This is a genomic window from Paenibacillus yanchengensis, assembly GCF_042684845.1.
Classification (GTDB): Bacteria; Bacillota; Bacilli; order Paenibacillales; family Paenibacillaceae; genus Pristimantibacillus; species Pristimantibacillus yanchengensis.
On sequence record NZ_JBHUMH010000012.1, the window covers coordinates 294,780 to 309,170 of the forward strand.

13 protein-coding genes are annotated in these 14,391 nt (G+C 39.7%); all 13 read right to left on the reverse strand.

Annotated elements, in window-relative coordinates:
* Position 1 precedes the first annotated feature (1 nt).
* Positions 2 to 799 (reverse strand): 16S rRNA (uracil(1498)-N(3))-methyltransferase, encoded by a 798-nt coding sequence (locus tag ACFSTH_RS05215; protein ID WP_377771987.1) that lies wholly within the window; start codon positions 797 to 799, stop codon positions 2 to 4.
* A gap of 91 nt (positions 800 to 890) precedes the next feature.
* Positions 891 to 1,565: a site-2 protease family protein gene (locus tag ACFSTH_RS05220; RefSeq protein ID WP_377771989.1), complete on the reverse strand. Its 675-nt coding sequence runs from the start codon at positions 1,563 to 1,565 to the stop codon at positions 891 to 893.
* Positions 1,562 to 2,548, reverse strand: a complete 987-nt coding sequence (gene prmA / locus ACFSTH_RS05225) for a 50S ribosomal protein L11 methyltransferase (RefSeq protein WP_377771991.1) — start codon at positions 2,546 to 2,548, stop codon at positions 1,562 to 1,564. The genes ACFSTH_RS05220 and prmA overlap by 4 nt, the downstream gene beginning before the upstream one ends.
* Positions 2,549 to 2,700: 152 nt before the next feature.
* Entirely contained in the window at positions 2,701 to 3,831 is a 1,131-nt protein-coding gene (dnaJ, locus tag ACFSTH_RS05230; RefSeq protein WP_377771993.1) for a molecular chaperone DnaJ, read from the reverse strand.
* 105 nt (positions 3,832 to 3,936) lie between these two features.
* Positions 3,937 to 5,781, reverse strand: a complete 1,845-nt coding sequence (gene dnaK / locus ACFSTH_RS05235) for a molecular chaperone DnaK (protein ID WP_377771995.1) — start codon at positions 5,779 to 5,781, stop codon at positions 3,937 to 3,939.
* Between the two features lie 51 nt (positions 5,782 to 5,832).
* Positions 5,833 to 6,444 carry a nucleotide exchange factor GrpE gene (grpE, locus tag ACFSTH_RS05240; RefSeq protein WP_377771997.1) on the reverse strand — a complete coding sequence of 204 codons (612 nt, stop codon included), beginning with the start codon at positions 6,442 to 6,444 and terminating at the stop codon, positions 5,833 to 5,835.
* A gap of 53 nt (positions 6,445 to 6,497) precedes the next feature.
* The gene (gene hrcA, locus ACFSTH_RS05245) at positions 6,498 to 7,520 is read right to left on the reverse strand and encodes a heat-inducible transcriptional repressor HrcA (RefSeq protein WP_377771999.1); all 1,023 of its coding nucleotides are present in this window, start codon (positions 7,518 to 7,520) and stop codon (positions 6,498 to 6,500) included.
* 149 nt (positions 7,521 to 7,669) lie between these two features.
* Entirely contained in the window at positions 7,670 to 8,140 is a 471-nt protein-coding gene (locus ACFSTH_RS05250) for an N-acetyltransferase (RefSeq protein WP_377772001.1), read from the reverse strand.
* 78 nt (positions 8,141 to 8,218) lie between these two features.
* On the reverse strand, positions 8,219 to 9,394 hold the full coding sequence (gene hemW, locus ACFSTH_RS05255) for a radical SAM family heme chaperone HemW (protein WP_377772003.1): 1,176 nt from the start codon (positions 9,392 to 9,394) through the stop codon (positions 8,219 to 8,221).
* 66 nt (positions 9,395 to 9,460) lie between these two features.
* Positions 9,461 to 11,278: a translation elongation factor 4 gene (gene lepA / locus ACFSTH_RS05260; RefSeq protein ID WP_377772005.1), complete on the reverse strand. Its 1,818-nt coding sequence runs from the start codon at positions 11,276 to 11,278 to the stop codon at positions 9,461 to 9,463.
* A 113-nt stretch (positions 11,279 to 11,391) separates the two neighbouring features.
* Positions 11,392 to 11,841, reverse strand: a complete 450-nt coding sequence (locus ACFSTH_RS05265) for a hypothetical protein (RefSeq protein WP_377772007.1) — start codon at positions 11,839 to 11,841, stop codon at positions 11,392 to 11,394.
* A 7-nt stretch (positions 11,842 to 11,848) separates the two neighbouring features.
* Positions 11,849 to 13,030, reverse strand: coding sequence for a stage II sporulation protein P (spoIIP, locus tag ACFSTH_RS05270; protein ID WP_377772009.1), 1,182 nt, complete (start codon positions 13,028 to 13,030; stop codon positions 11,849 to 11,851).
* Positions 13,031 to 13,240: 210 nt separating this feature from the next.
* Positions 13,241 to 14,248: a GPR endopeptidase gene (gene gpr, locus ACFSTH_RS05275; protein WP_377772011.1), complete on the reverse strand. Its 1,008-nt coding sequence runs from the start codon at positions 14,246 to 14,248 to the stop codon at positions 13,241 to 13,243.
* Between the last annotated feature and the right edge of the window lie 143 nt (positions 14,249 to 14,391).

Consider the following 14,391-nt stretch of genomic DNA (forward strand, 5'->3'; position numbering starts at 1 on the left):
TTTATGACACTCCTCCCATAACTCCTGCATCGTATAGTATACAGCTTAAGGCAACAATGCCTGCTGTTTCTGTTCGTAATATGTTACTGCCCAAACTGATGGCAACAGCACCTGCTGCAATTGCTTCGGCAGCTTCTTGGTCGCTGAAACCACCTTCTGGACCAATAATCACTAGTATGTTGCTCGGTTGTTGTTCTGTTTTTAGCTCCGCATATTTGCTCGTTGCTCGCCAAGTAGCAAGTGCCGTTGCAAGCCCATACTGCTCACTTTGTTTTGCTTGTTGTTCATAGCATAATAATACAACATCATAATGTTGCATCTGCTCTAGCAACGCAGCAAACCGATGAACGGATTTTACTTCCGGTAAGTATGTACGGTGGGCTTGCTCGGCTGCTTCTTTAGCAATTTTGCGCCAACGCTCTAATCGTTTTGCTTCTTTTTTGGCATCGTACTGTACGATCATTCGCTCCGATTCAAACGGTAGAAAGCATGCCGCTCCAATTTCTGTCCCTTTTTGAATAACCATTTCCATTTTATCGCCTTTTGGTAGCCCTTGAGCAATCGTGACCTTCACTGGAAATGGCAGCTCCATTGGTAACCATTCTATTCTTTTAGCAGTAACTGCTCCACTATTTATTTCATATAATTCAGCTAGCGCTGATTTCCCTTGCCCATTAGCAACAATGAATTGACTACCAACTTTCATACGCATCACTTTGACGATATGATGTGCATCATCACCACTAAGCTCTATCAACTCTTCCTGCCAATCATTCTCTTCTACAAAATACCGTTGCATTGTTTTAACCTGCCTTATTCCAAATACTACTATTACTTCGTACTAATTTATATATTCATATATAATAACATGGTATAAACTATAATGCTATTTACACAATGAGGTGCACCATGTTAATAACTGCAATTGCAATTTTATTGCCTAGACCCAATATTGGATCTAACGTTACTTCTCTTAACGGTGGAATAAATACCATTAACAAAAAAATAATCGATCCCCAGTGGGCATTCTGTTCGATCTGTATTCTCTGGCGCAATGGTAAAAATTCAACAACGATCCGATAACCGTCTAACGGTGGCAATGGAATTAAATTAAACACAAACAATAAAAAACTATACTGTACCAAAAACTGAAAAAACATCGTAATGGCATCTGTCACTTGCGGACTAACTGCATAGAGCCAACCTGTCTCATTCAAAATATTTATTGCAAATACACTGATGATTCCCATTAGTAAATTACTCAAAGGTCCTGCTGCCGAAACAATAACGCTCATCATCCGAGGGTTTTTAAAATTACTCGCTCGCACCATGACAGGCTTAGCCCAACCAAATCCTGCAATCAATATTAAAATTGCTCCGAATAAATCAAGATGAACTGCTGGATTAAGTGTAACTCTTCCATCTTTGTACGGCGTATCATCTCCAAATTTATAAGCAACATAGGCATGAGCAAATTCATGCACCGTAAATGAAATAATAAGCGCCAATGCGAAAAATGGTAATTCTCGAAAAGAAACTACTAGTAGATTTTCAAGCCCACTCATATATTCACCTGTGGTTTCTGTGCAATAATTGCTGTCCAATCTTCTTCTTTTTTCCGCTCCATAATAACAAAGCCATGCTTCACTAGCCCTTGTTCTACCAGTTCTGCTTTATCTTTATAAATACCAGATGCGATATATATACCTCCTGGCTTCAACGCTGCAAATACATCTTCTACGAATAATAAAATAACTTCTGCCAAAATATTAGCAACGACGATATCAACAGGTAGCGAAATCGCTAACGATTGGGCTGTATCATTATTTTCTTGTGTTATTACACCTAATAAATCACTTAGTTGAACGTCAATCTGATCGGATAATTGATTTAAACTAGCATTTTCCATCGCACTAGAAACCGCTACAGGATCAAGATCAAGAGCGAGGACACGATCAGCACCTAACTTGCAAGCACCTACCGCTAATATACCGGAACCTGTGCCAACATCAATAACGTGCTCTCCACCTTTAATCACTTGCTCTAATGCTTTTAAACATAAAGTAGTTGTTGCATGGGTACCCGTACCAAATGCCATCCCTGGATCAATCTCAATCACTTTTTGGGTTGGTTTAGCATCATATTGCTCCCAGCTCGGTTTAATAACTAATGTCGGTGTTACTTCTACCGGTTTAAAATATTGTTTCCAAGCATGTGCCCAATCTTCATCATCAACTTCATTCACTTCATACTGAACGTCGCCGATATGTATATCAAACTCTGTTAATTGATTTACCCGAGGTTGCAGTTCTGCTATCATATGTTCCATATCTACACTAGAGTTAAAATATCCTTTAATAACAGCTTGCCCTTCAGGAATATCATTTAGTGCATGTTCATACCATTGTCCAAAAGATGTATCTCTTTCTTTATTAAGCGTCCCTGACTCTTCAATCGAAACACCGTCTGCATCAAGTTCATGTAAAAAATTCGAAATCATTTCAACAGCTTCTTCTGTTGTATGAATGGTAAGCTCTTGCCACTTCATGAAGACAACCCTCCAATAACTTAGAAAACCTATCCTATATTGTACAACAAGTTAGACGCCTATGACAAAAAAATGTTTTTTACATAAAAAAGCCGATCCACTGCTTATGCGTCCTCACAGTAAATCGGCTAAATCATTTTCTGTACCTCGAGCTAATCGCCACGAAAAGCTTTTTTCATTTTATCAAAAATCGATTCATGATGATCAGATTGTTCCACTTGTGTTACTCCATTAACACCAGAGAATTGGCGCAATAACGCTTTTTGCTCTTCACTTAGTTTCGTAGGAGTTACAACAGTCACCTTCACATGCTGATCTCCTTGACCGTATCCGCGAAGCCGCGGTACACCTTTTCCTTTTAGACGGAAATAAGTGCCTGTTTGTGTACCTGCTGGTATTTTCAACTTCACTTTTTCAGTTAGCGTAGGAATTTCAATCTCATCCCCAAGTGCTGCCTGAGTAAATGTAAGTGGTACTTCACAATAAATGTCATCGCCTTCACGCTCAAAGAATTCATGCTCTTTTACCCGTAAAACGATATATAAATCGCCCGCTGGTCCGCCACGTAATCCGCCTTCTCCTTCACCAGATATGCGAATTTGCGATCCTTCGTCCACACCTGCTGGAATGGATACTTTGATTTTTCTTTGTTTTTTCACTTGACCGGCACCATGACAACTTGAACAACGTTCGCGAATCACTTTACCTGATCCACTACAATTCGAACAAGCTCGTCTATTAACCATTCTGCCAAATGGAGTGTTAGCTACCACTTCTTGCTGCCCGCTACCATGACAAACAGAACAAGTTTCAGGCTGCGTTCCTGGCTTTGCACCAGAACCATGACAAGGATCACAAGACTCCGTACGCGGAATACTTATTTCCGTTTCCTTGCCGAATACAGCTTCCTTAAACTCAATTGTCATCGTATACTGTAAGTCATTTCCTCGTTGTGGTGCATTAGGGTCTCGACGACCGCCACCACCACCGAAAAACATATCAAATATATCGCCAAAGCCTCCACCAAAGTCGGCTCCACCCGCTCCACCCATACCTTGATTCGGGTCAACGTGACCAAAGCGATCGTAAGTAGATCGTTTAGAATCATCGCTCAATACATCGTAAGCTTCTTTTACTTCTTTAAACTTTTCTTCCGCGTCTGCCTCTTTGTTCACATCGGGATGATATTGTCGGGCAAGCTTGCGATAAGCCTTTTTTAATTCTTCATCCGAAGCGCTCTTACCAACACCTAGCACCTCATAATAATCTCTTTTATTAGCCATCTACTCTCACCTCGCAATATCCATATAATCTATCCTTTGCAGCAAAGAAGGTCAAATCCAGGAAGCGCCTGTCTTTGACCTCTCGCCTGCCAACTTCATCAATGATTACTTCTTGTCGTCCTCATCAACAACTTCATAATCAGCATCTACAACATTATCTTTACCTTTTGACTCTCCACCAGCATTAGCATCAGCTCCAGCAGCATCTCCTTGTGCCTGTGCTTGTTCATAAAGTTTTACAGATAGCTGTTGTACAATTTCGTTCAACTCGTTAGTAGCTGTGGTTATTTGCTCAAGTTCATCAGTAGCTAGTGCTGCAACAAGCTTTTCTTTCGCTGCATTAGCTTTCTCGATCTCTGCTGCATCTACTTTATCGCCAAGATCTTTGATCGTTTTATCCACTTGATATACTAGTTGATCTCCGTTGTTTTTCGCTTCAACCAATTCACGACGAATACGGTCTTCTTCTGCATGAAGTTCTGCATCTTTCATCATTTGCTCGATTTCAGCATCACTCAAACCGCTAGAAGAAGTAATCGTGATTTTGTGACTTTTTCCTGTTCCTTTGTCCAGCGCAGATACATTTACGATACCATTGGCATCAATGTCAAATGTAACTTCGATTTGTGGCACACCACGTGGTGCAGGAGGAATGTCACTTAGTGTAAAGCGTCCTAGCGTTTTGTTACCAGCTGCCATCTCACGTTCACCTTGCAACACGTGAATTTCAACTGCCGGTTGATTATCTGAATAAGTGGAATACACTTGTGATTTGCTTGTTGGAATGGTTGTATTACGATCAATCATTTTTGTAAATACGCCACCAGCAGTTTCAATTCCTAATGACAATGGAGTAACGTCAAGCAAGACAACGTCTTTCACATCACCACTTAAAATACCCGCTTGTACAGCTGCACCAAGAGCTACGACCTCATCCGGATTTACTCCTTTATGAGGATCTTTACCTGTTAATTTTTTGACAGCTTCTTGTACTGCTGGAATACGTGTAGAACCACCAACTAGCACGATTTTATCAATCTCGCTCGCTGCAACGCCAGCATCTTTAATCGCTTGACGAACAGGACCTAGTGTACGCTCTACCAATTGCGCTGATATCTCTTCAAATTTTGCACGTGTTAAGTTCATCTCCAAATGCTGAGGTACGCCATCTACCATTGTAATAAACGGTAAAGAGATGGATGTCGTCAAAACACCGGACAATTCCTTTTTCGCTTTTTCAGCCGCATCTTTCAATCGTTGTACCGCTGCTTTATCTTTAGAAAGATCAATGCCTTGCTCTTTTTTAAACTCAGTAACCATATAGTCTATGATAACTTGGTCGAAATCGTCACCACCAAGTTTATTGTCACCGCTAGTAGATTTTACTTCAAAAAATCCATCGCCAAGCTCTAGTATAGATACGTCAAACGTACCGCCACCAAGGTCATATACTAGAATCGTTTGATCTTCACTTTTTTCTAGACCATAAGCAAGTGCAGCTGCTGTAGGCTCGTTAACGATACGAAGTACATCTAGCCCAGCAATTTTACCAGCATCTTTTGTTGCTTGACGCTGACTATCGTTAAAATATGCCGGTACAGTAATAACTGCTTGCGTTACGGTTTGACCCAAGTAAGCTTCAGCATCGGATTTTAGTTTTTGCAAAATAATTGCAGAAATTTCTTGTGGTGTAAATTCTTTATCGTCCACCATCTCTTTGTGATTGCTACCAATATGACGTTTAATAGAGCTAATTGTACGATCAGGGTTTGTAATTGCTTGACGTTTTGCTGTTTCCCCTACAACACGCTCACCATCTTTTTTAAATCCGACTACAGAAGGAGTCGTTCTATTACCTTCCGGGTTAGGAATAACAACTGCTTCGCCACCCTCCATAACGGAAACGCAAGAGTTTGTAGTTCCAAGGTCAATACCAATAACTTTGCTCATGAATATGCCTCCTAATAACTTGTTTACTTTTTATTTTGTATAACAGATCTATTAACTACTAACTTTCACCATCGCTGGTCGCAGTACTTTGTCTTTCAATATATACCCCTTTTGTACTTCCTCTACAACAATTCCTTCTTCGTACTCATCACTCTCTACTTGCATAATCGCTTGATGATATTCCGGGTTAAATGGCTCACCAACTGTTTCCATTGGCTTCAGCCCTTCTTGCTCCATCGTTTGTGCAAATTGACGGAAAATCATATCTACCCCTTTGGCAAGTGAATCATAGTCATTATTAGTTGCTGCTGCCGCAATAGCACGCTCGAAATTATCAAGCACAGGCAACAATTGTTCGACTAGTTTCATCGAAGCGTATTTACCTAGTTCTTCTTTCTCTTTCATCGTACGACGACGGAAATTATCATAATCAGCCTGTACACGTAATGTACGCTGTTGCTCAGCTTCTATTTCTTTGACTAAGTTTGCTTCCTTCGCACTAAGTACTTCATCCATGCCAGAATCATTTTGCTGCGATGTAGCAGATGTAGTCTCATCGTTTTCTTCCACTGTTGTCTGCTCATTTTCTGAAGCAACTTCCTCGTGGATAACTGCTTCTTCTACCGCTTCATTATTCATCTTATTTTTATGTTTTTTATTCACTTGTGTCACCTCCTTCATTACTTTACCAATTCCCTGCATTTTCTGCAAAAAAATTATTTATACCATCTACCTAAACGAACAGCCATATCTTTTGAAATGACATCTAACAACTGAATAACTTTGCCATATTCCATCCGTGTAGGCCCAAGAATTCCAATCGTTCCAAAGGATTGACCGTCAATAGAATAGGTAGCTGTAATCAAACTACAATCGTTTATTGCTTGATGGTTATTTTCTGTCCCAATGCGCACTTGTATTCCTCTAGGTAAATCAGTAAACATTTTTAAAATGGTTGGTGTCTCGTCCAGCAAATCTAAAATTGTTTTTACTTTATCAACATCTTTAAATTCTGGCTGAGTTAACATGTTCGTCGTCCCACTTAAAAATACGCGCCCTTCGCTATCTTGATTGGCTAAAGCTTGATTGAGCATTGCGACATATTGTTCCGATTGATCAATATGTCGTTTCAATTCCTCTCTCACTTCACTATATAATCTTGATTGCAACATCAAAATCGGCACGCCAACCAATTTGTCGTTTAATATGTTTACTACTTTCTCCATCTCATCCATTGGTAAGTTAGGAGGTAATGATATGGTCCGATTTTCCACATGACCTGTGTTCGTAACAATAATAGCTACAGCAGATGCCGCATCTAAAGGTACTATACCGAAATGCTTTAACGTTGTACTCATCATTTCTGGTCCGAGTAATATCGATGTATAATTCGTTAAACTCGATAAAATAGAAGCAGCATGTTGAATCACTTCTTCTATTTGATTTACTTGATCGGTTACAAACATCTTTAACAAATTCAAATCTTGCACGTCATTAAATTTGATTAAATGATCGACATAATAACGATAACCTCTAGTAGAAGGTATTCGACCGGCAGAAGTATGTGGTTGCTCTAGAAATCCTAGTTCTTCTAGATCAGCCATCTCATTACGAATAGTAGCTGGGCTAAACTTGACATCGCCACGTTTCGATATACTTCTCGATCCTATCGGTTCCGCCGAGCGAATATAATCATCTACAATGGCATGTAGTATTAATCGTTGTCGTTCTGTTAGCATTCCAACCCCTCCTTAGCATCGATATTGCTATGTTGATCCGATGTCGTTAGCACTCATTACAGTCGAGTGCTAATCACTATAACAAAAATACCAAACCACCTTGGTTGTTGTCAAGTCAGTTCGGCATTTTTAGGCGTATTTTTGTACGATTAAAATAACTTTTTCATTACTGCGATTTCATCGCAAGCAAATCGCTTCGGACAGATCGCACAATCCGTCCAAACTTTCTCTGGAAAAATTTCTTTTTCTACGATATGAAATCCATTCCGTTCAAAAAATGGTACAGCATATGTCAAAGCCATTATTTTGCTTATTTTCAGTTCTTTCGCTTGTTCGATCAATTGTTCCACGAGCTTGCTACCTATGCCGTAACCTTTATACTGTTCACTCATACCGAGCGAGCGAATTTCTACCAAATCAGCACCGAGTATAGTTAAGGAACCACAACCGACAATCTTATTTTCTAACTCTGCCACAACAAAAGAATCGATGGAAGCAGCTAGCGCTTCTCTAGTACGAGGCAACATAATCCCCTGCACAGCATAACTGTGAATGAGCTCATATAATTGTTCTACATCTTCCACTACAGCTTGCCTACATATAACAGCTGTCGTTTGCATATATCCTCACTCCACTCGGTCGTCAAAAAACCATTTACGAATAAATATACATCAACTTGAATTATCTTGCAATAGCCATTAATCTAAAAAACTGGCAAATACATCGTTACCGAATATAATCCCTTGTTTAGATAAACGATAAATCGTATCATCTCTCACATCGACTTTTTCAATCAATTGCGCTTGGAGCAGCTTACCAAGTTGCGGAGCAAACTTTTGTTCTAGATTATGATTAGGAAATTGCTTCGCAAATGAAGATGTACGAACACCCGCCAACAATCTTAGTCCTACCATCATAAAATCTTCCATCGCTTCGTGCTCGCTAATTTCATACTGCTCTAGTCGAGGCAGTCGCTCTTTAGCAGCATCAATATAAGGCTGTACTCCTTTAATATTGACATGTCTTGCGCGCGAAGCATAACCATGCGCACCCGCTCCTAGCCCATAATAAGGCTCATTACGCCAGTACACAGAATTATGCTTACTTTCATAGCCTGCTTTGGAGAAGTTACTTATTTCATAATGTGAATAGCCATATTTCGTCAACTGCTCGATTAATAGCATATACATATTAAATTCATCATCTTCCGATGGAAGTGGTAATTTATTACGATGATACAAATGATGAAATAATGTATTCTCTTCGATTTTCAAACTATATAAAGAATAATGAGGCAACTCTAGCTGCACTGCTTTTTGCACACTATCCGCAAGCATCGTCAATGTCTGATCAGGTAATCCAAACATCAAATCAATCGACATATTTTCAAAACCAGCTTTACGCGCATTAGCAATGCTAGCATATACATCGTCCACACTATGAATCCGTCCAATTCGTTCTAACAAATGGTTATCGAATGCTTGCACACCAAAGCTTAATCGATTCACACCACCATCAAACATTACTTTAAGCTTGTCCAAGTCTGTGGTGCCCGGATTAGCTTCCATCGTAAACTCCACCTGCTCTGCCAGTGGAAAATGACGATGTACAGATGTCAAAAACCGCTCCATCTGAGCTGGTGTTAAAACGGTAGGCGTTCCTCCTCCTACAAAAATAGTATCGATTTGCTGCGGTGGCAGCTCCGATACAGTAGTGATCATTTCTTGTTCCAGCGCATCCAAATAATCATCTACCGGCTGCCCCTTCACAACGTACGATGTGAAATCGCAATAAAAACATTTGTTTGTACAAAATGGTATATGAATATACAGCGCTCTAGGCGCACTCGTAGTTTCTTTGTTCGTGTTATGCATAGAAAGCACCTCTCTCACCAAACAATCAAAGAAGGAAGAGCGATGCTCTCCCCTCTTTCACGCTTATTAATCTTCGTCGATTTTTAATACAGCCATAAAAGCTTCTTGTGGAACTTCTACGTTACCGACTTGCTTCATCCGTTTTTTACCTTCTTTTTGCTTTTCAAGCAACTTACGTTTACGGCTGATGTCACCACCATAACATTTTGCCAACACGTTTTTACGCATCGCTTTAACCGTTTCTCTAGAAATTACTTTATGTCCAATAACAGCTTGGATCGGCACTTCGAACATTTGACGTGGAATAAGCTGTCGCATTTTTTCACAAATTGTTTTTCCACGCTGATACGCACGATCTCTATGCACAATAACAGATAGCGCATCGACTGGCTCATTATTCAAGTTAATATCCATTTTGACCAGTTTAGACTGACGATAGCCAGAAAGCTCATAGTCGAACGAAGCGTACCCTTTTGTACTCGATTTTAACTTATCAAAGAAATCATAAACGATTTCAGATAAAGGCAGTTCGTAGTGGATCGTCACGCGATTCGTATCCAAGTACTCCATATTGACAAACTCACCGCGTTTATTTTGACAAAGCTCCATAATAGCGCCAACATAGTCATTCGGTACGATGATGCTGGCTTTTACAAATGGTTCTTCTACGCACTCTATTTTAGCCGATTCTGGATAATTACTTGGATTATCGATGTCTAGTACTTCACCGCTCGTTAACGTTACTTTATACACAACGCTTGGCGCTGTCGTAATTAGCGGAATATTAAACTCACGCTCAATTCTTTCTTGAATAATTTCCATATGCAGTAGTCCCAAAAATCCACAACGGAATCCAAATCCTAAAGCAGTAGATGATTCCGCTTCATATCTCAATGCTGCATCATTAAGCTCTAACTTCTCCAACGCTTCTCGTAGATCGTTGTAATCTTGTGTATCGATAGGATACAATCCACAAAACACCATAGGGTTAATACGGCGATACCCCGGTAGTGGCTCCGTTGCTGCGTTCTTCACTCCTGTAATCGTATCTCCAACGCGAGTGTCCTTCACATTTTTGATACCAGCTACTACAAAACCTACGTCACCAATAACTAACTCATCAACGATTGTCATTCGTGGCATAAACGCACCAACTTCAATTACTTCGAATTCAGCGCCTGTTGCCATAAATCGAATTTTTGAGCCTGGACGAATACTACCATCGACAATTCGCACATAAACGATAACACCTTTGTATGGATCATAGTGAGAATCAAAAATAAGTGCTTTGAGCGGCTTATCTGGATCACCTTCAGGTGCTGGAACACTATAAACGATCTGTTCAATAATTTCTTTTATTCCGATACCTGCTTTTGCAGATGCATGGACAGCTTCACTAGTGTCTAATCCAATAACATCTTCAATCTCTTGCTTCACCCGATCAGGATCAGCATTTGGCAAGTCAATTTTATTAATAACAGGCAATATTTCCAAATTATTATCTAGCGCCAAATAGACGTTTGCTAGCGTCTGTGCTTCAATTCCTTGTGCCGCATCAACGACAAGTAACGCACCTTCACAAGCTGCCATACTGCGTGATACTTCGTAAGTAAAGTCTACGTGCCCCGGTGTATCAATTAAGTTCAAAATATACTCTTCACCGTCATCAGCTTTATAGTTAAGCCGAACAGCATGTAGCTTGATTGTAATACCTCTTTCACGTTCCAAATCCATCTGATCTAGCACTTGTGCCTGCATTTCTCGTGAAGATAAAGCTCCTGTAAATTCCAGTATACGATCCGCAAGCGTGGATTTTCCGTGGTCGATATGTGCAATAATGGAAAAATTTCTTATTTTTTTCTGTCGGTCACGAACGTCGATCATGCCTAACCTCCACACTCCCAATAGTTCTAATCATTCTAACAGTATACCAATAAGATGGCTGATCAGCAATGGACAATCGAAATGTGATAGCGATAAACCAAATATATTGATAGTCATTTAATGAAACCTTCAAATATAGATACGATGAATTTAATACTACTGTTAGATGCTGATTGTAACATACCGGAGGCAGAATCCGCCAACTTATTTACCGTTGCTTCGTTAGGCTCCAACTCCATAATAAGCTGTTCTTCCTGCTGCACATATTCTCTTTCCTCCGCTATCGGTTCTATTACTGTTTTCTGCTCTGTTTGTGTCATGATTTTTAACTTTTCGATTTCCTTCTCTAACTCCACAATGCGGCGTTCTGTTTCAGTAAGCTCTGGCATCGTATCCGCTGGCAACTGCTGCTCCGATGGGACTACAGAAGTGGGAGGCAATTGTTCTTGTTCCAGCGGGCCATAGATTCGCTCGATCCCTGCTGTTGATATTTCAATCCCATACAATACAACAATACTTAATGCCGCACCAAGCAATACCCACTTCCAGCTTTTATTACGCATACTACGATCACTCCTTTGTCGAAACAGTTTCATCCGCCCAATATATTTTTGATACAACTTCTGCTAATGCATCCGCTGTTCGATATGATTCCTCTAACGTATTTTCAATTCCACCTATTTCAATTAACAAATTACCCGCAGCAAGCGATTGATTATATTCTGCATTACCATTTGCGGCTGTCTTTCCCCATACTCCTCGAGATATACCAGGATACTTCTTTTCCAATGCATCATGTATTTCGTTAGCCAATGCTTCATTTTCTTTCCAATTAGGATTTTTGTGACCGATAATAAAATAAATTTGTGCATAATCTTCGCCATTGATATTAACTGTTGTATATTTTCTTTTTTGTGAATCTCGATGGATGTCAAAAAAGTAAATAAGTTCTTTGCTACTTGCTATTGCTTCTTTCACAGTCTTTTTCGAGTATTTGTACGAAAGGTTATATCGAAAATCTGGCACAGTGGCAGGATAGTCTACTTTAGAATGAATCGCTCCAATTCCTTTGCTCTCTAGTTGCTCCTTCAACCTTTTCCCTAATAGCGTTATATTTTTTGTAGTAGAATCTGCATACTTTTTCTTTTCTTCCATTTCCGGATACCAAGATTCACGATTGTGAGTATGATAGATAAAAACACTTTTGTTCGCCAGATCTGTTTTTTCTTGCTCATCGATAATCGGTGTCACGTCATTCCCTGTTGGAGGTTCCTCACCACCTGGAGCGAATTCAATCGATGGATCATAGTCAACTGGTGTATAATCTTGCGGTCCGACTGTAATATCGGTGGCAATTCCTTTGCGCAGCAGAAACACTTCTTTTTGTTGCATGCCCGGCAGTTCACTAATAATAATACTTGTTGGGTCTTCGATATCTATATTCGTTAAAGCTTTCATTAAATAGCGACTAATCTCATAATTGTTAATGGAACCATCTGTTAACTGACTATGGAATTGAGGTAACTCTATTTCTAGCATATCCCCAAATAAACCATTTGATACGGTAGCCGCTAATTGACGTAAATTAACATTAGGTCCTTGGTTGGACTGTTTGTAAACGATGCTGGTCACTCCAAAAAATATAAACAACAACATACTAATAATTGACAATTTAGAAAATAACCTAGCACTCATCATTACTTTGTCCATTTTCTGATTAGATCGTGTATATGGATGGATTGTTTTCTGCATTTCGATTCCCTCCGCTAGTGTCTATTTACTATTAATTTATGTACTAGTAATATTTCATAGAACTAAATTAAGAGATTCGAAGCAAACAAATCCATTTCACATCAACAGAAGCAACGAAAAAAAGCACATACCTACCGTTATACCGGCTAGATTTGTGCTTGCTTTACTTATCTATTTATTTATTGATGACGTCATGTTAACTAACATCTTTTAATGAGTGTACGCTGATACATTATTTTGATCGATCGCTTCATGCAATGCAGCATTCAACCCGTTGGCTAATACATTGGCAATATCTTCGATAAACTGATCTACTTCTTTAGGCGTGACTAACAAATCGTGACCAAGCGGATGTAACACTTCACGAACTAACTGTAACGTTTCTTCTTCTGGCATTTGATTCATTACCCCAAATAATTGATCCGTATTGCCATTATGCTGTTCCATATGATTACGCATCATCTGAAAAGCATTACTTACAATGGTGGAAGCATAGACCACCGTCGGAATTCCTATCGCAATAACAGGCACACCTAAAATTTCTTTCGTTAATCCTCGTCGCTTATTTCCAATTCCTGAACCAGGGTGGATGCCAATATCTGCAATTTGAATCGTCGTATTCACTCGTTCAAGCGCTCGAGAAGCAAGTGCATCTATCGCAATAATAAGATCGGGCTTCGATCGTTCAACAATACCTTGTACTACTTCACTACTTTCAATCCCTGTCACACCAAGTACACCAGGGGCAACGGCACTGACTGATCGGTAGCCAGGCGCTACACTTTCTGGCATTAACTCAAACAAATGTCTTGTTACTAAAACATTCTCCACAACTAATGGACCGAGAGCATCTGGTGTTACATGCCAGTTACCTAACCCAACAATTAAAACGGAGGCAGCTTTATCAATCGATAGACGTTCCAAAAAACTCGAAAAGTGCTGAGCGAAACAATTAGCTACTTTGTTTTGTAGTTCCGAATCATGATCTCTTAGCTCTGGCACTTCAATCGTCACATAACGCCCTACCATTTTTCCAATTGACTTGGCACCTTGTTCATTTTCTACATGCATATGCGTTACAGTAATACCATCTAATTCTTCCCGCTCTTCCGATATTCCTTCGAACTTACTATGACCGTTCGTTTCACTTGCTATTTCTCTAGCTTCTAACGCTAAGTCAGTACGTACGTTATATTGTTGCAAATCTAACTGATCCATGTTCGATAGATCCTCCTTTTTTAATTCCGTCACAGCTATTGTTTGCAGATGTACATTTTTCATACGGTAAAAAACTATTTTTATGCTGTCGACGCTTATGCAGGTAACTAGCAGAACTATTGCAATTTATGGTTGCACGTGAT

What these genes read in the sequence shown, in the direction of transcription:
- ACFSTH_RS05215 (WP_377771987.1), bottom strand. Translation starts at nt 799, where the DNA reads ATGCAACGGTATTTTGTAGAAGAGAATGATTGGCAGGAAGAGTTGATA.
- ACFSTH_RS05220 (WP_377771989.1), bottom strand. Translation starts at nt 1,565, where the DNA reads ATGAGTGGGCTTGAAAATCTACTAGTAGTTTCTTTTCGAGAATTACCA.
- prmA (WP_377771991.1), bottom strand. Translation starts at nt 2,548, where the DNA reads ATGAAGTGGCAAGAGCTTACCATTCATACAACAGAAGAAGCTGTTGAA.
- dnaJ (WP_377771993.1), bottom strand. Translation starts at nt 3,831, where the DNA reads ATGGCTAATAAAAGAGATTATTATGAGGTGCTAGGTGTTGGTAAGAGC.
- dnaK (WP_377771995.1), bottom strand. Translation starts at nt 5,781, where the DNA reads ATGAGCAAAGTTATTGGTATTGACCTTGGAACTACAAACTCTTGCGTT.
- hrcA (WP_377771999.1), bottom strand. Translation starts at nt 7,520, where the DNA reads ATGCTAACAGAACGACAACGATTAATACTACATGCCATTGTAGATGAT.
- ACFSTH_RS05250 (WP_377772001.1), bottom strand. Translation starts at nt 8,140, where the DNA reads ATGCAAACGACAGCTGTTATATGTAGGCAAGCTGTAGTGGAAGATGTA.
- hemW (WP_377772003.1), bottom strand. Translation starts at nt 9,394, where the DNA reads ATGCATAACACGAACAAAGAAACTACGAGTGCGCCTAGAGCGCTGTAT.
- lepA (WP_377772005.1), bottom strand. Translation starts at nt 11,278, where the DNA reads ATGATCGACGTTCGTGACCGACAGAAAAAAATAAGAAATTTTTCCATT.
- ACFSTH_RS05265 (WP_377772007.1), bottom strand. Translation starts at nt 11,841, where the DNA reads ATGCGTAATAAAAGCTGGAAGTGGGTATTGCTTGGTGCGGCATTAAGT.
- spoIIP (WP_377772009.1), bottom strand. Translation starts at nt 13,030, where the DNA reads ATGCAGAAAACAATCCATCCATATACACGATCTAATCAGAAAATGGAC.
- gpr (WP_377772011.1), bottom strand. Translation starts at nt 14,248, where the DNA reads ATGGATCAGTTAGATTTGCAACAATATAACGTACGTACTGACTTAGCG.